The sequence below is a fragment of the Arthrobacter sp. SD1074B genome (genome assembly GCF_056780195.1).
Map to the genome: position 1 here is coordinate 528,606 of NZ_JBRAZT010000001.1, position 22,600 is coordinate 551,205.

General features: G+C 66.5%; 22 protein-coding genes and 1 tRNA gene. 9 read left to right on the forward strand and 14 right to left on the reverse strand.

Going from position 1 to position 22,600, the window contains the following annotated elements; translation table 11 throughout:
* Positions 1-128 precede the first annotated feature (128 nt).
* Complete coding sequence (locus tag ACUYM2_RS02550) at positions 129-1,586, reverse strand: dihydrolipoyl dehydrogenase family protein (RefSeq protein WP_481598644.1); 1,458 nt, start codon at positions 1,584-1,586, stop codon at positions 129-131.
* Between the two features lie 98 nt (positions 1,587-1,684).
* Between ACUYM2_RS02550 and ACUYM2_RS02555 the strand changes: the two genes are divergently transcribed.
* Positions 1,685-2,428, forward strand: a complete 744-nt coding sequence (locus ACUYM2_RS02555; protein ID WP_481598645.1) for a FadR/GntR family transcriptional regulator — start codon at positions 1,685-1,687, stop codon at positions 2,426-2,428.
* Between the two features lie 141 nt (positions 2,429-2,569).
* On the opposite strand, the gene ACUYM2_RS02560 is transcribed toward ACUYM2_RS02555, so the two are convergent.
* Positions 2,570-2,643, reverse strand: a tRNA-Arg gene (locus ACUYM2_RS02560).
* Positions 2,644-2,921: 278 nt separating this feature from the next.
* Here ACUYM2_RS02560 and ACUYM2_RS02565 point away from each other — a divergent pair.
* Both ACUYM2_RS02565 and ACUYM2_RS02570 read left to right on the forward strand, forming a co-directional pair.
* A complete protein-coding gene (locus ACUYM2_RS02565) occupies positions 2,922-4,754 on the forward strand; it encodes a phosphoenolpyruvate carboxykinase (GTP) (protein ID WP_481598646.1) in 1,833 nt (610 codons plus the stop codon).
* A gap of 252 nt (positions 4,755-5,006) precedes the next feature.
* Complete coding sequence (locus ACUYM2_RS02570) at positions 5,007-6,386, forward strand: FAD-binding oxidoreductase (protein WP_481598647.1); 1,380 nt, start codon at positions 5,007-5,009, stop codon at positions 6,384-6,386.
* A gap of 163 nt (positions 6,387-6,549) precedes the next feature.
* On the opposite strand, the gene ACUYM2_RS02575 is transcribed toward ACUYM2_RS02570, so the two are convergent.
* The 4 genes from ACUYM2_RS02575 to ACUYM2_RS02590 all read right to left on the reverse strand — a co-directional run bounded on the left by ACUYM2_RS02575 (position 6,550) and on the right by ACUYM2_RS02590 (position 10,317).
* Positions 6,550-7,710, reverse strand: coding sequence for a globin domain-containing protein (locus ACUYM2_RS02575; RefSeq protein WP_481598648.1), 1,161 nt, complete (start codon positions 7,708-7,710; stop codon positions 6,550-6,552).
* A gap of 209 nt (positions 7,711-7,919) precedes the next feature.
* On the reverse strand, positions 7,920-8,369 hold the full coding sequence (locus tag ACUYM2_RS02580; protein ID WP_481598649.1) for an RrF2 family transcriptional regulator: 450 nt from the start codon (positions 8,367-8,369) through the stop codon (positions 7,920-7,922).
* A 14-nt stretch (positions 8,370-8,383) separates the two neighbouring features.
* The gene (locus tag ACUYM2_RS02585) at positions 8,384-8,893 is read right to left on the reverse strand and encodes a hypothetical protein (RefSeq protein WP_481598650.1); all 510 of its coding nucleotides are present in this window, start codon (positions 8,891-8,893) and stop codon (positions 8,384-8,386) included.
* Positions 8,894-8,898: 5 nt separating this feature from the next.
* Positions 8,899-10,317 (reverse strand): phosphomannomutase/phosphoglucomutase, encoded by a 1,419-nt coding sequence (locus ACUYM2_RS02590; protein ID WP_481598651.1) that lies wholly within the window; start codon positions 10,315-10,317, stop codon positions 8,899-8,901.
* A 125-nt stretch (positions 10,318-10,442) separates the two neighbouring features.
* On the opposite strand from ACUYM2_RS02590, the gene ACUYM2_RS02595 reads away from it, so the two are divergent.
* Complete coding sequence (locus ACUYM2_RS02595) at positions 10,443-12,632, forward strand: RecQ family ATP-dependent DNA helicase (RefSeq protein ID WP_481598652.1); 2,190 nt, start codon at positions 10,443-10,445, stop codon at positions 12,630-12,632.
* Between the two features lie 178 nt (positions 12,633-12,810).
* Here ACUYM2_RS02595 and ACUYM2_RS02600 read toward each other — a convergent pair whose 3' ends face one another.
* Positions 12,811-14,430 carry a phytoene desaturase family protein gene (locus ACUYM2_RS02600; RefSeq protein ID WP_481598653.1) on the reverse strand — a complete coding sequence of 540 codons (1,620 nt, stop codon included), beginning with the start codon at positions 14,428-14,430 and terminating at the stop codon, positions 12,811-12,813.
* A 400-nt stretch (positions 14,431-14,830) separates the two neighbouring features.
* Here ACUYM2_RS02600 and ACUYM2_RS02605 point away from each other — a divergent pair, with 400 nt between their 5' ends.
* From ACUYM2_RS02605 to ACUYM2_RS02615, 3 genes are all read left to right on the forward strand, one after another.
* Complete coding sequence (locus ACUYM2_RS02605; protein ID WP_481598654.1) at positions 14,831-15,043, forward strand: hypothetical protein; 213 nt, start codon at positions 14,831-14,833, stop codon at positions 15,041-15,043.
* Between the two features lie 392 nt (positions 15,044-15,435).
* On the forward strand, positions 15,436-16,062 hold the full coding sequence (locus ACUYM2_RS02610) for a Panacea domain-containing protein (RefSeq protein WP_481598655.1): 627 nt from the start codon (positions 15,436-15,438) through the stop codon (positions 16,060-16,062).
* 64 nt (positions 16,063-16,126) lie between these two features.
* A complete protein-coding gene (locus tag ACUYM2_RS02615; RefSeq protein WP_481598656.1) occupies positions 16,127-16,654 on the forward strand; it encodes a hypothetical protein in 528 nt (175 codons plus the stop codon).
* Positions 16,655-16,812: 158 nt separating this feature from the next.
* Here ACUYM2_RS02615 and ACUYM2_RS02620 read toward each other — a convergent pair whose 3' ends face one another.
* Complete coding sequence (locus ACUYM2_RS02620; protein ID WP_481598657.1) at positions 16,813-17,835, reverse strand: hypothetical protein; 1,023 nt, start codon at positions 17,833-17,835, stop codon at positions 16,813-16,815.
* Between the two features lie 258 nt (positions 17,836-18,093).
* Here ACUYM2_RS02620 and ACUYM2_RS02625 point away from each other — a divergent pair, with 258 nt between their 5' ends.
* Together ACUYM2_RS02625 and ACUYM2_RS02630 are read left to right on the forward strand one after the other, a co-directional pair.
* Complete coding sequence (locus ACUYM2_RS02625) at positions 18,094-18,651, forward strand: hypothetical protein (RefSeq protein WP_481598658.1); 558 nt, start codon at positions 18,094-18,096, stop codon at positions 18,649-18,651.
* A gap of 102 nt (positions 18,652-18,753) precedes the next feature.
* Complete coding sequence (locus ACUYM2_RS02630) at positions 18,754-19,050, forward strand: DUF6221 family protein (protein WP_481598659.1); 297 nt, start codon at positions 18,754-18,756, stop codon at positions 19,048-19,050.
* Here ACUYM2_RS02630 and ACUYM2_RS02635 read toward each other — a convergent pair.
* The 6 genes from ACUYM2_RS02635 to ACUYM2_RS02660 form a co-directional block, all read right to left on the reverse strand.
* Complete coding sequence (locus ACUYM2_RS02635; protein WP_481598660.1) at positions 19,047-19,400, reverse strand: hypothetical protein; 354 nt, start codon at positions 19,398-19,400, stop codon at positions 19,047-19,049. The genes ACUYM2_RS02630 and ACUYM2_RS02635 overlap by 4 nt on opposite strands.
* 942 nt (positions 19,401-20,342) lie before the next feature.
* Positions 20,343-20,666, reverse strand: a complete 324-nt coding sequence (locus ACUYM2_RS02640; RefSeq protein ID WP_481598661.1) for a hypothetical protein — start codon at positions 20,664-20,666, stop codon at positions 20,343-20,345.
* Positions 20,667-21,419 carry a M23 family metallopeptidase gene (locus tag ACUYM2_RS02645; protein WP_481598662.1) on the reverse strand — a complete coding sequence of 251 codons (753 nt, stop codon included), beginning with the start codon at positions 21,417-21,419 and terminating at the stop codon, positions 20,667-20,669.
* Between the two features lie 93 nt (positions 21,420-21,512).
* On the reverse strand, positions 21,513-21,794 hold the full coding sequence (locus ACUYM2_RS02650) for a hypothetical protein (protein WP_481598663.1): 282 nt from the start codon (positions 21,792-21,794) through the stop codon (positions 21,513-21,515).
* Positions 21,781-22,248: a hypothetical protein gene (locus ACUYM2_RS02655; RefSeq protein ID WP_481598664.1), complete on the reverse strand. Its 468-nt coding sequence runs from the start codon at positions 22,246-22,248 to the stop codon at positions 21,781-21,783. The genes ACUYM2_RS02650 and ACUYM2_RS02655 overlap by 14 nt, the downstream gene beginning before the upstream one ends.
* A complete protein-coding gene (locus tag ACUYM2_RS02660; protein WP_481598665.1) occupies positions 22,245-22,592 on the reverse strand; it encodes a hypothetical protein in 348 nt (115 codons plus the stop codon). The genes ACUYM2_RS02655 and ACUYM2_RS02660 overlap by 4 nt, the downstream gene beginning before the upstream one ends.
* Between the last annotated feature and the right edge of the window lie 8 nt (positions 22,593-22,600).

Here is a 22,600-nt window from a genome sequence, read left to right on the forward strand (position 1 = left end):
GTGAGCGAACGGACACTTGCGACCCCCAATTGTGGGCGAACGGACACTTAGCGCCCCCAATTGCGCGCGAACGGACACTTGGGGCCGCGGAATCCAGGGATTCCAGGGCCCCAAGTGTCCGTTCGCGCTTAGAAGCCGTAGTCTTCCAGCAGCCGCAGCCACACCTCGCTGATCGTGGGGTAGGACGGGACAGCGTGCCAGAGGCGGTCCAGCGGGACTTCGCCCACGACGGCGATCGTTGCCGCATGCAGCAGCTCGGCCACGTCCGGGCCGGCGAAGGTTGCCCCCAGCAGCACCCTGCGGTCCTCGTCGACCACCAGCTGGGCCCAGCCCTTGTAGTGCTCGGAATGCAGCGAGGATCCGGCCACCTCGATGGGAAGCTGGACGGAGCTGGCCCGGTAGCCGTCCTTTTGGGCCTGTTCCAGGCTGCGGCCCACACTCGCAAGCTCCGGATCGGTGAAGATCACATTGGGAACGGCGTGCTCGTCGGCCGTATGGGCATAAGGGCTCCACGGGCCCGGCTCCCCGGTGAGCGTTCCCTTGGCGCGGGCGGCAATCGCGTCGCCGGTGGCGCGTGCCTCGTACTTGCCCTGGTGGGTCAGCAGGACTTTGCCCGCGGCGTCCCCGACGGCGTAGAGCCAGGGTGAGGCCCCGTTGTCGTCGGCCCCCAGGACAAGCCCGCTGGCGTCCGTGGTGAGCCGCAGGGGCTTTCCGTCGTCGGCGGACAGGCCGGCATTCTCCAGGCCAAGTCCTTCCAGTGCGGGGTGCCTGCCGGTGGCGACCAGGAGCTTGTCCACCGTGATGCTGCCGCCGCCGTCCAGTGCCAGCGTCAGGGAACCGTCGTCGTTCTCGTGGACGCTTCGGGTGCCGGTGTGGAGGTGAAGTTCGACGCCGTCGGCGCGCAGTCCGGCCTGGACCAGCTCGGATGCGGGGGCCGGAAAGGCGCCCAGCAGCCCGCCGCGGGCCACCACCGTCACGGTCGACCCGAGCCGGGCGAAGGCCTGGGCGAGTTCGGTGCCGGCCACGCCGCCGCCGAGCACGCCGAGCCGCGGCGGGATCTCCCGGGCGGACGTGGCCTCCCGGGTGGTCCAGTAGTCGACGCCGTCGAGGCCTTCAACCGGCGGGATGCTAGGGCGTGACCCGGTGGCCAGGACGATGGCGTGGCGTGCCGACAGGGCGTAGTTGTTGCCGTCCAGCCCGGCCACCTCCGCCCGGCGCGGGCCGGTGATCCAGCCATGGCCGCGGATGAGGTCGATCCCGGTGTCTTCGACCCATTTGACCTGGCTGTCGTCCTGCCAGTTGGAGGTGAAGTAGTCGCGTCGCTTCAGCACGGCTGCGGCGTCGAGCACCCGGGTGACTGCCTCCTCGGCGCCGGGTACGGTCTGGGCGGCGTGGAGCGCGGTACCGGGCCGGAGCAATGCTTTTGAGGGCATGCAGGCCCAGTAGGAACACTCGCCACCCACCAGCTCCGCCTCGATCAGGACGGCCGTCAATCCGCCCCGCACCACGCGCTCGGCCACGTTCTCACCCACCGCGCCGGCCCCGATCACGATGACATCGAATTCACGCTCAAGATGTGCCGTCATGGCAACAGCCTAACCCTGCCGGGAGCCGCTTGGACGGCATCCTGTGCAGGAGGTGGGACGTCCGCTACCCTGAGGATCATCTCGGGGAGGAGCCACTCGTGTGTGCAGGCAGGTTGGATGCAGGCGGCGCCGGGCCGCGCAGCCGGTTCGGCGCGCAGGCCCGGCTGCGCGCCCTGCAGGACGACATCATCGAGCTGATCCTCGAGCGCGAGCTGGAGCCGGGCGATCCCTTGCCCACGGAAATCGAACTGGCCGGCGTGCTGGGCATCGGCCGGAATACACTGCGGGAGGCGTTGAAGGTGCTGCAGGCCGTGGGCGTGATCGAGATCCGGCATGGCTTTGGCATGTTCGTGGCGGCGAGTAACTTCGACGCCGTCGCCGACGGGCTGACCTTCCGGGCGCGGATGTCACTGCGGCACCGCGGGCGGGAGGCACTGGAGCTGATCGACGCGCGGCGGCTGCTTGAGTCCGGGCTGATCGGCGCGTCCATGGCTCTCATGACGGCGGACCGGCTGGCGGTTGTCGAGGCCTCCGTGCTGAGGATGGAAACCCTCGCCGGCGCCGGGGAGCACTTTGTCGAGGCCGACGCCGAGTTCCACCGCGCCCTGCTCGAGCCGCTGGGCAATGAGCTGCTGCTGGGCCTGGTGGCTGCGTTCCGGACCGTCTACCGCCGGATCCAGCTGGAACTCGGCGGTGACGACGGCGACCCTGCCGCCGGGGCTGCGTTGCACCGGGGCGTCTACGAAGCCGTGGCCGCGGGTGACGCTGTTCTCGCCGCGGAGCGCCTGGGCAGCCATTTTGACGCCATGCGCCGCCGGATCGCGGCTGCCGTGGGGGAGTAGGGCCCGCCCGGGTTTCCGCTACGGTTTAGGACCGACGCGGCGGGGATGCGGCACGCATTTGTCCGGAGCCGCCGCGGATTTCCGGACCGAGCCGGAAAACAAAAGATCCGCACCGGCGGACCAGTGCGGATCTTTTCTCAGTGCGCCCAAAGGGATTCGAACCCCTGACCTTCTGTTCCGTAGACAGACGCTCTATCCAGCTGAGCTATGGGCGCATTCTCGGTTCTTCGGGAACTTCTCGCTCCCCGAACCTCGAATTACTTTACGCGAGAGGGGCCCGTAGTTCCAAATCGAAGGTGCTGTAATCTGCCCGACTAGACCGGTCTACGTGACCTTAGTCACAAAAACGACGCCTCCTGTCGATATCAAACCTTGAATTTCCGCGGTTTTTGGATCGAGGGCGCGGCGTCAACCCGTATTCCGCCCTGAATCTGATGCCTCCGCGAGACCTAGCATTTAGGACACACCACTGAACCCGAGGAAGGGAACCGTAATGGGCGATCTGGCGCGACTGCCGCTGCTTGAGAAAGCACCCACCACACATGCCGGGCTGCTGGCATGGGTTGAAGAGGTTGCTGGACTGACCCAGCCGGACCGGATCCACTGGGTTGATGGTTCGGAAGAGGAGAACACCCGGCTCACGGACGAGCTCGTGGCTGCCGGCACCCTGACCCGGCTGAACGAGAAGCTGTTCCCGAACTCCTTCGCAGCGTTCTCCGACCCCGCCGACGTCGCCCGGGTCGAAGAACAGACGTTTATCTGCTCGGAAAACGAGCGCGACGCCGGCTTCACCAACAACTGGATGGCTCCGGCAGAGATGAAGGAGAAGCTGCGCGGTCTTTTCAGCGGCTCCATGCGCGGCCGCACCATGTACGTCATCCCGTTCGTCATGGGCCACCTCGACGCCGAGGACCCCAAGTTCGGCGTGGAGATCACGGACAGTGCGTACGTTGTCGCCTCCATGCGCATCATGGCCACGATCGGCACTGAGGTCCTGAACAAGATCACCACCACCAACGCGTTCTTCGTCCCGGCGCTGCACTCCCTGGGCGCACCGCTGGCGCCCGGCCAGGCCGATGTCGCGTGGCCCTGCAACCCGGACAAGTGGATCGTGCACTTCCCGGAAGAGCGCTCCATCTGGTCCTTCGGCTCCGGCTACGGCGGGAACGCCCTGCTGGGCAAGAAGTGCTACGCCCTGCGCATCGCCTCGGTCATGGCCCGCGACGAGGGCTGGCTTGCGGAGCACATGCTCATTCTCAAGCTGACCTCGCCGGAGAAGAAGAACTACTACATCTCCGCGGCGTTCCCGTCCGCCTGCGGCAAGACCAACCTCGCCCTGCTCGATCCGACCATCGACGGCTGGGACGTCGAAACCCTGGGTGACGACATCACCTGGATGCGGATCGGCAAGGAAGGCGAACTGCGCGCCACGAACCCGGAGGCGGGCTTGTTCGGCGTCGCCCCCGGCACCGGCTGGGGCACCAACCCCAACGCCATGCGCGCCATCGCCAAGGGCCACAGCATCTTCACGAACGTCGCCCTCACGGACGACGGCGGCGTGTGGTGGGAGGGCATGACCGACGAGGTTCCGGCGCACCTGACCGACTGGCAGGGCAACGACTGGACGCCGGCGTCCGACCAGCCCGCCGCACACCCCAACTCCCGCTTCTGCACCCCGATCTCGCAGGTCGACATGCTGGCCGAGGAGTACTACAACCCCGAGGGCGTGGAAATCTCCGCGATCCTCTTCGGCGGCCGGCGCAAGACCACGGTTCCGCTGGTGACACAGGCCCGCAACTGGACCAACGGCATTTTCATGGGCTCCACGCTCTCCTCGGAGACCACGGCCGCCGCCGCCGGACAGGTCGGCGTACTCCGCCGCGACCCGATGGCCATGCTGCCGTTCATCGGCTACGACGCCGGGGACTACCTGAAGCACTGGATCAGCGTCTCCGGCAAGGCCAACCCGGAGCGGCTGCCGCACATCTTCCTGGTCAACTGGTTCCGCCGCACGGCCGACGGCGACTTCGCCTGGCCCGGTTTCGGCGACAACGCCCGTGTCCTCAAGTGGGCCATCGAGCGCATCGAGGGTAAGGCCGACGCGGTCGAAACGCCCATCGGATTCGTTCCGACGGGCCAGTCGCTGGACCTGACCGGCCTGGACCTGACCCACGCCCACGTGGAAGACGCCGTGCGTGTTGACCGCGAGGAATGGGACGCCGAGCTGGCCTCCATCGAGGAGTGGTACGCAAAGTTCGGCGATTCGCTCCCGGAGGCGCTGCGCGCGGAGCTTGACTCCCTCAAGGAACGGATGGCGGCGCACTAGCAGACGCTGATCCACCGACGGCGGCCCCGCACCTTGCGTAAGGTGCGGGGCCGCCGTCGTATTTCAGTCGACCTGGCCTGGGCGGCGGCTGCCGGGACTTAGGTCCCTAGCCCGCAGCCGGGAGGGGACTCTAGGCTCATCGCATTCATCAGCCGGGCCGGCCGCTGGCTGTCGGGGATGCGGGGAACATTCCGGGCGCACGGTGACGTGCCCTCCGCCTGCCCCGGCAGGCGAGACCCCCAGGAGCACATCATGCTGGTCACCGACGATATCCAGGCCCTGTCCGCAGCGGTCAGCGGCCCGGTCGCTTTACCGGACAGCCCCGAATTCGCGGCCGAGACGTTCGCGTTCAACGCCGCCACCGTCCACCGGCCCGACGTCGTCCTGGGCGCCAGCACCGCCCAGGATGTCGCGGCCGGCGTCAAATGGGCGGCAGAACGCCGGCTCCCGGTGGCGGTCCAGTCCACCGGGCACGGCGCCGACTCGGTGGTCGAGGGCGGCCTGCTGATCAACACCAGGCGGCTGCAGAGGCTGCACATCGATCCGGTGGAACGCACCGCGAGGGTGGGGGCAGGGGTGAAGTGGCGCAGCGTGCTGGAAGCGAGTGTTCCGCTCGGGCTGGTCGGTCTGCACGGCTCCAGTACCGACGTCGGCGTCGTGGGGTACACGGTCGGCGGCGGGCTTCCGGTGCTGGGCCGCGCGCACGGCTTTGCGGCGGACCATGTCCGCAGCATGGAGGTGGTCACCGCGGACGGTGCGCTGCGCCGGATCGACGCCGAGGCCGAAGCCGAGCTGTTCGCGTTGATGCTCGGCGGCAAGGGCAACTTCGGGATCGTGACCGAACTCGAGTTCAGCCTCTTTCCGCTGGGCGAGTTCTACGGCGGCGGCATCATTTATCCGGGCGCGGATGCGGCCCTTATCCTGGCTGCGTTCCGGGAGTGGCTGCCCACGCTGCCGGATGACGCCTCGCCCTCGATCTCGCTGCTGCGGCTTCCGGACATGGAGTTCGTCCCCGCGCCGCTGCGTGGCCAATTTGTGGTGCATCTGCGCTTCGCCCTGCTGGGGAACCGGGACGCCGGCGACGCGCTGCTTGCCCCGATGCGCGCCGTCTCGACCCCGTTGATGGACACGGCGGGGCCCATGAGCTACCTCGACGTTGACCAGATCCACATGGATCCGGCGGATCCGCTCCCCTTTACGGCCAGCGGCGCGCTGCTGAAAGACCTCGGCGACGAGACCCTGTCCGAGCTGCTGAAACACACCGGCGAAGGCTCGGACTGTCCGCTGCTGCTGGTCGAAATCCGGCCCCTGGGTGGAGCCTTGGCCCGCACCGGAGCCTTCCCGAACGCAGTGTCGGGGCGGGACGCGGCGTTCCTGCTCTTCCTGCTCGGGTTCAGGATGCCCCCGGTCGCCGGGGCCGTCTCGGCATCCATCCGCACCGTCCTGGCCGCGATGGCTCCGCACTCCACGGGATTTACCCTGGTCAACTTCCACGGCGAGCCCGGCGACGAGGCTGACCGGGCCAGGGCCTGGTCGCCCGCCGTCTACAACCGGATGAGGGCCGCAAAGTCCAGCTATGACCCCGGCAATCTCCTGCGGTTCGGCCACGCGATCAGCGGCGTGCCGTCGTGAGGTGAGGCGGCGCACGGACCGGGGCGCCAGGTTCGATCAACTACGACGGCGGCCCGCACCTTGGTTGCGAAAGGTGGCGCCGGCCGTCTTGATCTCATCGATTGCTCCGCAACAGCCGTTTTGACCCGTCAAAAGGGCCGTTGCGGAGCAAACGATGCGTGCTTCAGTTGGCGAGCCAGATGTCCGGCCCGAAAACCTCGTAGTGGATCTTCGTGGCGGGAATGCCTGCGTTGATGGCCTCGTTGCGGATGTTCTTCATGAACGGCAGCGGACCGCACAGGTACAGCGAGGCGTTGGCCGGCAGGTCGACGTCGCGCAGCGACATGAAACCTTCCTTCGCCCCGGCCTCGGGCCGCTCAAGCCAGAGCTGCAGCTCGGCACCGTCGAGGCGCTCGACGTCGTCCGTCATCTGGGAGCGCAGCGCCCAGCTGTCCAGGGTGCTTTCAGCGTGCAGGACCAGGACCTGGCGGTCCGAGCCGGTCGCGGCGAGGGAGCGCAGGATCGAGGCGGACGGCGTGCAGCCGATGCCGGCGGAGGCCAGGACCACGGGGCCGTCGTTCTCCTTGAGCGTGATTTCGCCGTACGGGTTGGAGATCTCGAGGACGTCGCCGGCCTCGACGTGGTTGTGCAGCACGGGGGAGACCTCACCGCCGTCGTCGAGCTTGGTGGTGAAGCTGCGGCTGGTACCCGCGTCGCCGGAGAGCGAATACTGCCGGACCTGGCGCAGGCCGTCCGGGAGGGTGACCTTCACGCTGACGTACTGGCCCGGAAGCGCCGGTGTGATGGGGGTGTCATCAGCCGGTTCGAGGGTGAACGTCATGGAGCCGGTACCGGCGGGGGTCTTGGCGGCGACCCGCCATGGGGTCCACATTTTGCCGTTGGCCTGGCCGGCGTAGAGGCCCTTCTCGAGCTTGATCAGCGCATCGGCCATCAGCCAGTAGACCTCGGTCCAGGCTTCGGCGATTTCCGGCGTGATGACATCGGCCAGATCCTCGGCGATGGCGGCGAAGAGGTGCTCGTAGACCACCTGATACTGAGGTTCGGTGATGCCGAGCGAGGCGTGGCGGTGCGCGATGCGGGACAGCACGGTCTCTGGCAGGGTGCCTGGGTTGCTCACCAGGTGGCTGGCGAAAGCGGCGATGCTTCCGGCCAGGGCCTGCTGCTGGTCGCCGGAACGCTGGTTGGAGCGGCTGAACAGTCCGTCCAGCAGTTCGGGGTGCGCACCGAAGAGCCGGGCGTAGAACTTGGGGGTAATTTCGCCGATCCGGGAACCGACCAGCGGCAGGGTGGCCTCGATGACTGGGAAGGACTTGTCCGAGAGCATTGCTGACTCCTGAGGTAGTGGGCCGGGGTCTTCCACCGGACCGTGCTGAATACATGCATTTGAAATACGAGTATTTATGCCTCAGTTCTACACGGCGTAGAAAACGGATTCAAATCGACGCGCCTCCCGGGCGTGGCGGCCGTCCGCGGTCACGGCCTGTGCTTCGGCGGGCCTGTGCTTCAGTGGGCCGGGGCCGTGGGGCGGGCCGGCTACAGGCCGGGACGCAGGCCGATCGCCTGGAAGACGGGATTCATCTGCCGCGAGGTGGGCAGCGAAGCGACGACAATGTCGTCAAGCTCACGATAGAAGGCCTCGCGGGCGCGGCCCAGGGCGCCGCGGAGCCGGCACTCGTTGATCAGCGGGCAGCTGCCCGCTGCGGCGACGCAGTCGGCCGGGTCGGCCCGGGTGTCCAGTGTGCGCAGCAGCTGCCCGACGGTGGCCAAGCGGCCCGCTTCGCTGAGCCGGGACCCGCCGTTCCGGCCGCGTTCGACGTCGATCAGGCCGAGTTCGCGCAGCTTCGCCATCGCCTTGCTGACGTGGTTGTAGGGAGTGCCGACGGCGTCCGCGATGCTCTGGGTGGTGAGTAGTTCACCGTCGGCCGCTGCCGCGAGCACCATCATGGCGCGTAGGCTTACGTCCGCGAAGGCGTTGATCTTCATGGCACGGGCCTGGTCTAGTCCACCCAGACGGCGGGTTCGTTGGTGTCGGCGGAGAGCTCGCCAAACTCCAGTTCAGTCGTCTCCGGGTTTGCGCCGTAAGGCAGCACGGCCGCGAAAACGGAGCCGTCCCGGTGCTCGGCGGCGACGTGGATCGCGTCCGACTCCTCTTCCAGCAAGGTGATGTCGCAGACAATCGCGGCGGCGCGGAACTCGTCCCGGTGCTGCCGGAGCAGCTCGGTAAGGTCATTGATCATGCCGTCGGCGTCGAAATCGGCGTCGCTGTCCCCGGCCGCGTCCGCGGGGGTGACCGCAACGAGGCGGACTTCGCCGTCGTTCTCCACGACCAGGGCGAAGGGCAGGAAACCGCCGTTGCGCTCCAGCTGTTCCTGGGCTGCCCCCACGCCGGTGCCGAGCAGGTTCTCCAGGTCGGTGGCGCTGGCGTCCGGCACCGAGCCGCGCCAGGAGTCCTCGGCGGGGTCCGTCGGCTGCAGGACGGCGCCCTGGGCTTCGGGTGAGTCGGTCATGGCGGTCAGCCCCGGACCAGGGCCAGGACCCGGTCGCGGACCCGTTCCATGGTGTCCTGGTCCGTGGCCTCGACGTTCAGGCGGAGGAAGGGCTCGGTGTTGGACGGGCGCAGGTTGAACCAGTAGCTGCCGTCCGCCGCGATGAAGGTGCTGCCGTCGAGGTAGTCCACCTCGACGTCTTCGTCATGGAAGTCCAGCCGGACCCGCTCCACGGCGGCCGCCTTGTCCTCGATTTCCGAGTTGATCTCGCCGGAGGACTGGTAGGGCTCGTATTCGCGGCCGAGGTCCGACAGCGGGCCGTCCTGCTCGCCGAGGGCAGCCAGGACGTGCATGGCGGCCAGCATGCCGGTGTCGGCGTTCCAGAAATCGCGGAAGTAGAAGTGGGCGGAGTGCTCGCCACCGAAGATGGCACCTTCGGCTGCCATGACGGCCTTGATGAAGGAGTGTCCCACCCGGGTGCGGAAGGCGCGGCCGCCGTCTTTGACCACCAGTTCGGGCACCGCCCTGGACGTCAAAAGGTTGTGGATGATCGTAGGCGTTTCCTCGCCGTTGGCCTTGGCGCGGGCGATTTCGCGGCGGGCCACCATGCCGGTGACGGCGGACGGCGAGACAGGATCGCCCTTTTCGTCGATCACGAAGCAGCGGTCCGCGTCGCCGTCGAACGCCAGGCCGAGATCGGCGCCATGCTCGACGACGGCGGCCTGCAGGTCGCGAAGGTTTTCCGGCTCCAGCGGGTTGGCCGGGTGGTTCGGGAAGGACCCGTCGAGCTCGAAGTAGAGGGGGATGATGTCAAGCGGCAGCTTGGGCAACAGCGTGTCTCCCAGCACCGCCGGGGTGGTCATTCCGGCCATTCCGTTGCCGGCGTCCACGACGACCTTGAGCGGCCGGGATCCGCGCAGGTCCACGAGGCTGCGCAGGTACTCGGCGTAGTCCTGTAGCACGTCGCGCACGCTGATCAGGCCGCGGGGACCGTTTGCGGGGATTGTGCCGGCGTTGAGGTATTCCTCGGCGAGGGCCTGGATCTCCTTGAGCCCGGTTTCGGAGGAGATCGGCACGGCGCCCGCCTTGGCCATCTTGATGCCGTTGTATTGGGCCGGGTTGTGGCTAGCGGTGAACGTGGCGCCGGCCGCGTTCAGGGCACCGCAGGCGTAGTACAGCTCGTCGGTGGAGATCAGGTCCAGGAGCTGGACATTGGCGCCGCGGGTTGCTGCGCCGTTGGCGAAGGCCCGGCTGAACTCGGGGGAGGAAGGACGCATGTCGCCGCCGACCAGCACGGTCTGTCCCGCCAGTTCCAGGACGTCCACGAAAGCGGCTCCCACGGCCTCAACGATCTCCGCGGTGATGGATTCGCCCACAATTCCGCGCACGTCGTAGGCCTTGAAGGAAGCCGAGAGGTCAAAAGTTTTCGTCTGGTCGCTAGTCACGGCTCCTATCTTACGTGGAAGCCTCTGTCGGCCGTCCGCGGCCGGCAGCTTATGTGCACGCAGCTTATCCACATACGGCTTCGCCCCGCTTCGTGGCTGTCGGAGGGGGCTGGGATACTGAATCAATGGTCAATAACCAGAACGCTGCAGTCCTGTCCGCTCCCCATCCCGTCCCCGCCGGGGGTAGCGGGACCCGTGAACAGGCCCAGGCCGTGCTGCGTGAACTCGTGGGGCACCCCGCCGCGGAGTTCCACGACGGCCAGTTCGAGGCCATCGAAGCCCTGGTCGACGGCGGCCGCCGGGCCCTGGTCGTGCAGCGCACGGGCTGGGGTAAGTCGGCCGTGTACTTCGTCGCGTCCCTGCTGCTGCGTCGCCGCGGCGCCGGCCCCACGCTGATCGTCTCCCCGCTCCTCGCGCTGATGCGCGACCAGGTCGCCGCCGCTGCGCGGGCGGGAGTCCGCGCGGTGGCCATCAACTCTGCCAACCAGCTTGACTGGGACACTGTCCGCGAGCAGCTCGCAGCCGACGAGGTGGATGTGCTCCTGGTGTCGCCGGAGCGGCTCACCAACCCGTCGTTCCGCGAAAATCAGCTGCCTGAGCTGGTCCGCCGCACCGGGCTGCTGGTGATCGACGAGGCGCACTGCATCTCGGACTGGGGCCACGACTTCCGCCCCGACTACCGCCGAATCGCGGACCTGATCACGCAGCTGCCGGACAGTGTGCCGGTCCTGGCCACCACCGCCACCGCCAACTCGAGGGTGGTCCACGATATCGAGGAACAGCTTGGCGAAGGCGTCCTGACCATCCGCGGCGCCCTGGGACGTGAATCCCTGCGCCTGGGCGTACTGCGGCTGCCCGACTCCCGGGAACGGCTGGGCTGGCTGCTCACCCACCTGACGGACCTGCCCGGCAGCGGCATCATCTACACGCTCACCGTGTCCGCCGCGGAGGACACCGCCCGCCTCCTGGCGGAGGCCGGCCATGAAGTGCTCGCCTACACCGGCCGGACCGACCCCGCGGACCGGGAGCGCGCCGAGCAGATGCTCAAGGACAACCAGGTGAAGGCCCTGGTGGCTACCTCCGCGCTCGGGATGGGCTTCGACAAACCGGACCTCGGCTTCGTGGTGCACCTTGGCGCGCCGTCCTCCCCGGTGGCTTACTACCAGCAGGTCGGCCGCGCCGGCCGCGGCGCCGCGAACGCCGACGTGCTACTGCTGCCCGGCTCCGAGGACCGTGACATCTGGCAGTATTTCGCCACCGCGTCGATGCCCTCGGAGGAAAAGGCCTCGGCCGTCCTGACCGCCCTGGCCGAGGCCGGCACGGCGGTGTCCACTGTGGCGCTCGAGGCCCGGGTCGACCTGCGCCGGACGCCGCTGGAACTGCTGCTGAAGGTCCTGGCCGTGGACGGTGCGGTTGAGCGCGTGGGCGGCGGGTGGCGCTCCACCGGGCAGCCGTGGACCTACGACGCCGAGCGGTACAGCCGGATCGCCGAGGCACGTGTTGACGAGCAGGAATCCATGGTGATCTACCAAGACACTGCAGGCTGCCGGATGGAATACATCACCTCGGTCCTGGACGACGAGACGGCGGCGGCGTGCGGACGCTGTGACAACTGCGCCGGCCGGTGGTTCCCTACCGACATTGCGGCAGACGCCACGGAAGCGGCGGGCGCAACCCTGAACCGGGCCGGAATGGTGCTGGAACCGCGGCTGCAGTGGCCCAGTGGCATGGACCGGCTGGGTGTGAACGTCAAAGGCAAGATCAAACCAGAGGAAAGCCTCGCCAATGGCCGCGTGCTGGCCCGGCTGACGGACCTGGGCTGGGGCGGGGCGCTGCGCGAAACCTTCGCCGCCGGGGCCCCTGACCGGGCCGTGGACCCAGGCATGCTGCAGGCCTGCGTGCAGGTCCTGCGCGAGTGGGGCACCGGGGACGCACGCAACCCGGGCTGGAGCGGCGCCGGGCGCCCGGCCGCGATCGTCAGCGTGCCGTCCCGCGGCAAGCCCGAGCTGGTGGAGTCACTGGCCCGCGGCATCTCCGAGATCGGCCGGATTCCGTACCTGGGCCAGCTGCAGCTGGCGCACGGCGGGCCAACCGGCGGCCGCGGCGGAAATAGCGCCTACCGGCTCGCCGGTGTCTGGGACCGCCTCGTGGTGGGCCCGGAGCTCGCCGCCGCCCTGGCTGGGATCCACGGACAGAGTGTCATGCTGGTGGACGACCTGGTGGACAGCCGCTGGACCGTAACCGTGGCCGGGCGTGCCCTCCGGCTCGCTGGCGCCGGGGCAGTGCTGCCGCTCGTGCTGGGCCAAGCCGGCTGATCGCCGTCTGAGCCCCGGTCAGGCGGGCCGAGCCCGGTCGCCCCGCCTCCGGACCCGGGCCCGGTCGCCCCTGCCTCCGGACGCCAGCTTCCGGACCCGGGCCAGCTTCCGGACCCGAGCCCGCACCGGCCGAAAACGGGCGTCGGCCTAGTCTGGCGCCGGCGTGCCCGGGCCGCGCTTAGCCGCGGGGCGGTTGCTCCGATTCGAGCACGGCCATGGCGGCGTTATGGCCCCCGATGGCGCTGACGGCGCCGCCGCGGCGGGCGCCGGAGCCGCAGAGCAGGAGCTGCGGATCGTCCGTGGCCACTCCCCAGCGCTCCGCCGGAGTGTCCAGGGGCGCACCATCGTCCACGAAAGGCCAGTCGAGGCCGCCGTGGAAGATGTTGCCGCGCGGCATGCCGACGGCACGTTCAATGTCCAGTGTGGTCTTGGTTTCGATGCACGGCCGGCCGTCCGGACCGGTCAGGAGCAGCTCCTCGACCGGTTCGGCAAGGACGCTGTTCAGCGAACGCAGCACGGCCTCCTGCAGTTCGGCCCGGCGGTCTTCATTGTTCTGCGCGGTGACCAGCCGGTCCGGGACGTGCAGGCCGAACACCGTGAGGGTCTGCGCGCCGGACGCCTGCAGGTCCGCGGACAGGATGCTGGGGTCGGTCAACGAATGGCAGTAGATCTCGCATGGCAGGGGCTCCGGGACCTTCCCGGCCGCAGCACTGAGGTAGGCCCCCTCCAGCTGGGACCACGTCTCGTTGATGTGGAAGGTGCCGCCGAAGGCCGCTTCCGGTCTCACGCCGTCGTCCAGCAGCCGGGGCAGCCGCCTGAGCAGCAGGTTGACCTTGACCTGGGCCCCTTCGCGGAGGTGGTTCGGGTTGTTTGTGGCGTGCCGGGAGCCGCCCGGCTCCGCGTTGCGCAAACGGTCCAGTACCACCGGGGCCACGTTGGACAGGACCCACGGCGCAGAAACGGTGTGCAGGGCGCCGTCGTGCCGGTAGCTGACGACGCCGCCCGGACGGACTGACGTGACCTCCGCCGACGCCACGATCGTCGCTCCCGCGTCCCGGGCGGCACGTTCCAGCTCCCCGGACACTGCGCCCATGCCGCCCACGGGCACGTCCCAGTCGCCGGTGCCGCCGCCGATCAGGTGGTACAGGAAGCAGATGTTCTGCTGGAGGTCGACGTCGTCGGCGCGGGCAAAGGTGCCAATCAGGGCGTCGGTCAGGACCACGCCGCGGACCAGGTCATTCCGGACGGCGTCGGCGATGGCGTGCCCGACCGGCCGCTCGATCATGGCCTCCCACGCCTCCGCGGCCCCTGCCCGGAGGGCGAGCTCCCGCGCCGCGGACCGGGTGGGCAGCGGGAGGGTCAGGGTGGGCCAGAGGGCCCGGGTGAGCTTCCCGCAGCTGGCATAGAACTCATTGAAGCCGCGGAAATCCTCCTCGGACGCCCCTACAGCCGCGAACGAGGCAGCCGTGGACGCGGCGTCCTCGTTGTCAATCAGCAGCGCACGGCCGGGGATGGCCGGGTCCGGGGTGTAGGAGGAGTACCGCCGCCGCGCCAACGTGATGCGCAGGCCGAGGTCGTCGATGATCTGCTGTGGCAGCAGGCTGACCAGGTAGGAATAGCGCGAGAGCCGGGCCTCAACGCCGTCGAACGCCTGCGCGGACACCGCTGCGCCGCCCGGGTGGTCAAGTTTTTCCAGCAGCACGACCTTCCGGCCAGCCTTGGACAGGTACGCTGCCGCGGCCAGGCCGTTGTGGCCGCCGCCTACGATGATCGCGTCAAACGCGTGGTTGGTCGACATGGGCCCATCCTGCCACCCGGACACGCCCGCCCGTCCGATTCCTGCCGGAGGTGAGGGAGCGTCCCGTCGGAAACCGCCAGAGGTGAGGGAGCGTCGGGTTGGAGACCGCCGGAGGTGAGGGAGCGTCCCGTCGGAAACCGCCGGAGGTGAGGGAGCGCCGGGTGGTGGAGAGAACGCAAAAGGCCCCGGTCCAGGACCGGGGCCAAACGCGGAGACGGGGGGATTTGAACCCCATCCATTTGTGCCGCTTTTGTACCCGATCTACCGCGCCAATAAAGGGAAGTAGGCAGATTTGGGGCAGATAATCGAAACCGCAGAAACGGCATGAGCGGGGATGATTTGACCCCACATCCCCCCAATGGGGGGGGACGCTTCAACAAAAGGTCGGGACAATTGAGCCATGCCGTATTTCAAGTCGCCGGCCGAGGTTGCCGAGGAGCTCGGCCTGAAGGAAGCCACCGTCCGCAGGCTGGCTCGCCTGTACGGGACGTTCACGCGGGTCGGTGTCCGGGTGATGTTCACTGTTGAAGATGTCGCCGGGCTCATCGAGAAGATCCGGAAGCCGCCGCAACCAGACTGGTGGGAGGCGCCGGAGCCTGATCCGTTCCGCTAAGCGACGCGGTTAAGCGTCTGGCCTAGTCGCTTGGTACTGGTCGATGGCTTTGGGCGGGATCTGCCTCAGGCTTGTTTTCCCGGCCTCCTTGTACGCGCCGCGGAGCGCCTGGGTCTAGCAGTGGCGCTTGATCGTCTGCGCAGGCTCGGCGAGCATCTCGGACACCTCTTCAAGCGTGAACACCAACCGTGGTACCTGCTCGAAGTCAGCCGCAACTCGCGCCCTACCCCAAGCCTACGGAATCCGGCACCGCGACGCGCCGAAGCATTGGCCCCCCAAGGATTGACGCGTGTACTGTAGAGGACAGTTGTTCATAAGTTGTGGATAACTTGTTTGTTACTTGTGGATATCTCAATGGCGGATGGTCCACGATTTGGGGGGAGGGGTTGTAAATGACTGTATTCGATGTGGCGAGTTCTGTGCTTCGTCATGCGTCTAAAGACTCATTGAACACGTTGAAGCTGCAGAAGCTCGTGTTCTACTCCTTTGGTTGGTACGGGCACCTGACAGGACAAAAGCTCTTCGAAGAGCAGTTCTTTGCCATGCCCAAAGGGCCCATCGTTTCTCCGTTGCTTTCAGCACATTTCAGCATGGACATGGTGTCAGCGGACTACCTCGAGGACTTCGCGCAGCGGTCGTTGGCTGTCGCGGATCCTTATGCCGAGGCTGTCGTCGACGCGGTTTGGCTCTCGTATGGAAAATTCAGCAAGTGGGATCTCATCGAGATGACCCACCGCGAAAAGCCGTGGATCGACGCCTGGAGCACTCGTCCCGCCGGCGCCAAGCGCAGCGACCTCAATGCGGAATCCGTCCTGGAGCACTTCCAGCGTAAGACTTCGGCGGTCTACAAGATTCCCAGGACCGTCGACGTGCCCATCCTGTCGTTCCTGCCGGACCGCCGGGTGAGCCGCATCTCCTTGGACTCTTACCGAGAGATGGAAAACTGCGAGTCTCGCGTTCCTGCTTCACATGCGGAGTCAGCGCGTGAGCTCCGCCGCAAATTCCTGACACTCGCCTAGCGCTCAAATGAACTTTGACGGTATTGGGGGGCTACGTCTATGCCTTCTTGACGAATCACACTCGGTGGACAACTTCGACTGTGGACGTAAGGCGATGAACGACTGGCTCAAGAGCACGGCCCTGAGCAATCAGAAACGTGACTTGTCGCGTGTCCATGCGCTCGTCTGCGGTGAGAACGCCGTCCGCGGATTTTTCAGCCTTTCCCCGCTCACGCTCGCCGTCGATGACGTGTCAAAGAAGGACCGCGGTGGGATCAAGCACGGCGGGCTGCACTCGCAGTTGCTCGGTCGGTTCGCGACGGACCTTACCGTCAAGGGCAACAACATTGGCGGCCTGCTGATGGACCTGGCCTTTGAGAAGTACCTCGAGCTTTGCACTCTGACGGCCAGCAAGTTCCTATGCCTACATGCCAAAGAAGAGTGGTTGGTGGGCTATTATCAGCGGTTTGGCTTCCAGCGTTCTCCAAATGAGGCGCCTGAGGACACCACCACCTTGATGTACATCAAGACGGCGGCCGTTCAGGAGTACTGGAACGAGAATCAGCAGCCGGTTGAGGAAGACGAAGCGGAAGCATTATCCCCAGCTAGCTGAGTTGCCCAAGGTAGTACACAGCTGATCGTGTGAGCTTAGTCCGCCGGCAGGAACCCCGGGAGCCGGTCGCCCCACCGCACGGCGCGCAGGTTTTCGGGGCATCGGTGGTATCCCAGAGGTCCCCCTCGGAGTCTCCGCCGAACTGCCCGTGCTGTTTTCTACTCGGCGTAGACGAAGAGCACGTCGTCCACAGGTGTACCTCGGGTGATGCCGTCGCCGCTGTCGAGCCAAAACAGGCCGGCTCCGTTCTGATCCGTCATCATGTATTTCCGCTGGCCGTTCTCGCCGTCCCAAGGCGTGGATTTCAGGCCGTGCTTTGTCAGCGCGGTGTGGATCTCGAAGAAATCGGTATCTGTCCAGCCAAGGTTGTACGTCACTGTGCCACCAACCGTCTCGATCCGCAGTGCGCAGTCTGGCTCCGGTAGTTCGATACCAAGCGGTTTGGAATGCTCCTTGGGACTTACCCACTCCGCATGCGCAACGATGGGATCGGAACCGTTTTTGATCGCGGTCAGGTAGCCCTCGCAGACACCTGCGGCCGAGTTGTCGGAGGCGGTCTTTCCGGTGCTGCTCCCTGATGCTCCACCGCACGAGGTGCACGCGGTTACCAGAGCTTTTGTTGCCGCGGTTATCCACGACTGGGCTTCGTCACTCGTGATGGGTCCGGATTTCGCTGCTCGCTCGACGCGGACACTCAGCCCCCCTTTTGGCGACGCTGCAGCGTACTCGAACACACTGCGGTCATTTCGGTCGCATATCATCGCTGTTTCATCGGGCATTGCGACCGATACCTCGGGAAGGGAGGCGCCCTTTGGGCACTGCTTCTTCGCGTTCGCGGAGCCGTCGACGAACAGGGCGAAGGTCGACGCCCTTTCGGTAACGTTGAACTGGTCGTAGTTCACGGTGACTTTCGCGAGTTGTCCGTCGCCCGAGGAGACGCACCACAGAGCGCGACCGTGTTGTTCCATCTGGTCGGCAACTGCGACGCCAGGGAGGGCAACCGGTGCCAGCGCGTTGCGCGTGATGTCGCACAGGCTTTCGCCGGTAACGTTTTGCGCGAGCGTCACATCCGTTTTCTGCGGGCTCGTAGCTTCGCCGGTGAGCGGTTGGGCAACGGAGGCACATCCCGCCAGAATGAGTACGATTGCTGTCGACAGAGCGACGTGGACTGCGCGCTTCATCTTTTCCCCCAGGGTATTGGCGCCGGCCCCAAACGAGCTGGTTCTGAAGACCCTAGCAGGAGCGCCCTCGGCCGGGGTATAGCCCCGCACGGCCGGGTCACGGTCGCCGATGCCGGCGTTCGGCCGCCGACTAAGGACCGGGGGTGACCGAGATCGTGGAACGCCCGTCCGGATCCCCGGCAAACCGAGTCGGGAATACAGGGGCCGGTCAAACGCTGAGTATGTTCGATTTCGTCGTGGCGCTGCTAGTTTGTGCACATGGGGTTCGCAGACGACATTGAGCAGCACATGGCTGCGAGGCAGCGCAGCGAGGCTGATTCCGCGGCAGCGATGCGCCGGGCCGATGACCATTTCCTGCGGTTGAAACGCCAATTCATTGGGCGTTTCCAAGAGGCGACTGACTACCTGCGCAGCGAGGGGGTGCTGGAGCGACGGGTGGTGACGATCCAACGTGGTTCTCTCGGATTCGTAAACCTCGAGCGCGTGTACCCCTACTCGGCCATCGACATCGGAACCTGGTTCCTGCACGAAGGAGAGTTGCACCGCGGTTGGGAAGAGACCGCCGGCGTGTCTTCGCTGCTACACCGCGTGCGAAAACACGACTGGATCATCAATGCCACCGGAATGTCCGTCTCCCAAAAGCTGAAGATTGCTCCCGATGACGTGTACGCCCGCCCAGGTGTGTCTCCGGGAGAGCTCTGCGTCGTCGAAGAATACGACGGTGAGTCCTACTACAATGCCGACCAGTGGCTCTTGGAGAAGACAGAGATCCGGCTCCGCCATGCACGCGAGCGGCGAAATATGCGCTCCGGCTGAAGGGGGCGGCTGCCTCGAAAACGCACTTCTCCGCCGGGTTGAAGGCACATTACGGCGGAGGTGGTGCTGCTGGCTGCTTCCTGGCGTGGCACACTTCTCGGTGTGGACATAGTGGAATTTATCGAAGCCAGGATGGCAGAGGAGGAATCGGCCCTTCTCCATGCAGACCACCGTGAATCACCGTTCGCGACGAGGCTTGCCGAGCGCATGATCGCCGAGTGCGCCCAGAAGCGGGCGATAGTCGACTATTGGAAAGTGTCAGCCACGGCGGCAGGCGTCACTGACCCGGCCGACGCCAATTGTCCCTTGGCGCATGCTCGCTTTTCCATGTTGTCCATCCTCGCCACAGGCCACAAGAGATACGCTGACCACTCGAGCGAATGTGTCGAGGGCCCCTAGGCCGGCAGGAAGCCCGGCAGTCTGTTGCCCCAACGCACGCCGCGCAGGTTCTCGGGGCACCGATGGTATTCCCAGATGTCCCATTCGGAGTCGGTCACGTGACGGACGCTGCCCACGGGTATCCAGGCGTGATGTTGGCGGTAGTCGTCGTCTTCCCATCTGACGAGGATGTGGGTGGGTTTCCAGCGTTCGGCGCGGGCGTAGACGTCCAAGGTTCCTCCGCCTGCCAAGGCGAGGGTGGCTACCACCTTTGGCTGTTTCCCGTATTCCCAAGAGGTGGTGGTCCCCATCTCGCCCGGATCCGGAGACAGGAAGCCGTACGTGGTTCCGTTGAGTGCGAAGGAGGGCATGATTTCATCATGGCACGCAGAAAATGCCCCCGCACGAGCCGGCCGACTCTTGTGCGGGGGCATCCCCATCGTGCAGCCTCCGTAAAAATGGAGGGAACGGAGGCCGGGTCCAACCTAGATTCCTCTAACACGCCAGTCAAGGGGCGCGCTTACTCACGGTACTGGTTTCTGGATCACGTTGGGGTGTGGTTGCGGCGTCGCTCCTTCAGCCCGCTGCTGGACCGAAAGAGAAACCAAGGAAGCTTAGCACATACTTTAGCCTTCAAGTTTAGGCTGCGGGGCCGGATCGGGTGCGGCCGCCAGAGTCCGTCCACCCACGCTGCCGAGCAAATAGAACGATTCCAACACTGGACGCGGGCGCAGGGGGAGCCGGTCTCCCTTATGGTCCGTCTAGCGTGAGCCCGGCGCACAGAAAGCGCCCCCGCACTGGTCGGGACACCAGCTTGTGCGGGGGCGCTTTACGTGGTGTTCTCCGGGCAGTTGTGGATTCCGGAGAACGGTATAAACGTACGTCGGGGTTCACCATCGGTCAACCACCAAGTCTTGCCTGCGTTAATGGGGAGCGCCCCCGCACGGGTCGGCGCGACCTTCGTGTGCGAGGGCGTCCTCGGTTCGTTCGTCGGGAATTGGGGAGCCGACGAACACGAGTAAAACTAGGCCCTGCGCGCTCCGCCGTCAACCCCTGTGTGGGGCTGGTACACCCCCGCGCAGGCCTGGAGGTGACGGCTGCGCGGGGGCGTCGGTGAAGGGTTCCGCGACGCTGGGGGATGCCGCGAAACCAATCAACCGTACCAGTTGTCACGCCCGCTTATGGGGGCTAGCGTGTCGTTTGGAAAGTGGCCTGCGGCAATCATTTGTTGGGGGCGGGCCGGTTCCGCGCCCCATCGGTACGACGAAGCGCCCCCAGCCAGCCGGGAAGCCCGGTCAGCTGGGGGCGCGTCCTTACTCGGGTGAGCGTTCGCGGGTGTCGTGGACAGGGGAGACCTGTTCCACCGGCGCAGGGTCGGCGTGCTTGCGCACGTAGAAGGGTGTCATAGCGGAGCCGAGAACGGCACGGACCAGCCAGTCGGGCAGGCGGGGCTCCAGCCAGCGCCAGAACGCGTACCAGGCCGCGATGATGACGGCCGTCAGGACGGGCAGAATGACGTCGGACAGGCCGAGCAGGTGCGCCTGCACAGGCGCCAGGACGGGCGCAATGCCGACGAGCCACGCGACGAGGCTGCCCCACAGGGCAGGGACGACGGTGCGGAGGATGGAGGTGAGCATCTACTTGCCTCCGTTCACGTTGATGTCGACGTCGATGCCGCCGGCGAGGTTGTCCTTGATGAGGTTGTCGATCTTGGCGTAGTCGATGGCCACGCCCTGCTTGGCTGCCAACTGGGTGACGACGCCCTTGAGCGCTACGAGCTCGACGTTGTTCTTCACCACGTAGTCTCGGACGGCGCGGAGGATCGCGTATGTGTCGTCCTTTTCCAGGTCTTTGTTCTTGTAGGCCCAGGGGTTTTCTTCCTGGATGATTTTGCGGAGCTGTGCTTCTGTTGCCATGTCGAACCAATCCTTCGGTGTGATGGTGGTGCCCTGCGGGGCGATTGCTGCGGAGCCTGCGTAGTCGGGGTTGAGGTTGCCGTAGAGCCAGGGTGTGGGGTCGATGCGGCCGCGCCACCGGTCGCCGAGGTTGTATCCGCGGAGCTTGAGCATTCCCAGGTGGAGGTGCGGTGCGGTAGCGGCCCCGGTCTGACCGGAATGGCCGATGACCTGGCCGCGTTTGACGGTCTGCCCGGCTTCGACGAGCCAACGGCTCAGGTGCAGGTATTCGGTCTGGACGCCGTAGGCGGGGTGTTCGACGAGGATGGCGTTGCCCCCGCCGGAGAGGATGGAGTGCCAGTTGCCGGCATCGCCGGCGAAGGCTACGACGCCGTCGGCTACGGCCTCGACGGGGTCACCGACGAAGCAGCCGTAGTCAATTCCGTTGTGCCCGTCCCAGCCGATGGAGTGGTAGAAGCCGCCGGGGTAGTCCACGATGCCGTCGCCGTCCCAGTCGTCGAATTCGGCGCCCCACGACTGGGTGACGGGGCGGGAAGTTGGGGGGTGAAACCAGTCATGCTGGGCTCCTTAGAGTTCTAGTTCGGCGTCGGCATCAGCGGGTTCCCCGCCGAGCTTGTAGATCTGGCCGCGGAGCCTCTGCGCGTACCGCCGCCACAGGGGCACCTGGCGGGCCGTAGCTTTCGCCTCGTTCCGTTCTTCCTGCAGCTGGTCGACCAGGTTGGTGAGGAGGGTGATCTGCGCGGACTCTTTCTGGCTGCGCCGGGTGAGGCGCCCGGTCAGGAGCGCCGCCCCAACGCCGCCGATGACGGTCAGTACGGTCTTGAGCAGTTCGGCGTTATCCGGCGACATCCCCAGGCTCTCCTTCGTGGGTCAGCACCTTCTTCCGAAGAGCCTCAATGTTCACGGGTGGTGCGTTGATCAGCCGGGCCACACCCAGGCAGGCTACGAGCAGGCCGCCGTAGATGACCGCTTGCAGGATGAAGACGGTCAACAGGCGCGGGTTGCCGGTGGTGGCTGCCGCGCTGCTGTAGGAGATCGCCCACACGGCGAGCAGCCCGGCGAATAGGGCCATGGACTTCGACTGGTCCTGCCGGAAGGCGCCGAGCAGCAGCAGGACCGCCGAGGCATACCAGGCCAGGCCCCACCATTGCAGCGGTATGAACCCGTCGAGGCCGGCGAGCCCGGCCGGCGGCGGAGGGATCACAGCGACAGGGCTGTTGAACGCCACCCCGAACACCAGCGAAACGAGGCTGAACCCGAGCAGCGTCACACCACGGGCGCCGTTGACTCTCGGCCGGCTCATGCTGCCGCGGCGAAGCGCTGGAGGGCGACCGTGTTCCACTTCGCACCGACCTGGTATTTGATGTGCTCGTCGAGGACCTCGGAGGTATCCACTCCTCCGGGTTCGAGGAGCTTCGCCGTGGCCACAACCTCGGGCATCGTCGCGACGAAGGCGCCCATCAGCTCGACTGGCTGGAGCGGGTTATCAATGACCCACTCCACCATCGCCCGGCCCTCAACGCTCAGGTCCGGCGGCGGGGCCTCCAACCAGTAAAGCGCCTGGACAAACATCGCGGCTGCGGTCCTCGCCTGCAGCGGGTAGTCGTTTTGAATGCGGGCGTACTTCAGCAGTTCGGTGTCTGCCATGTTGGGGT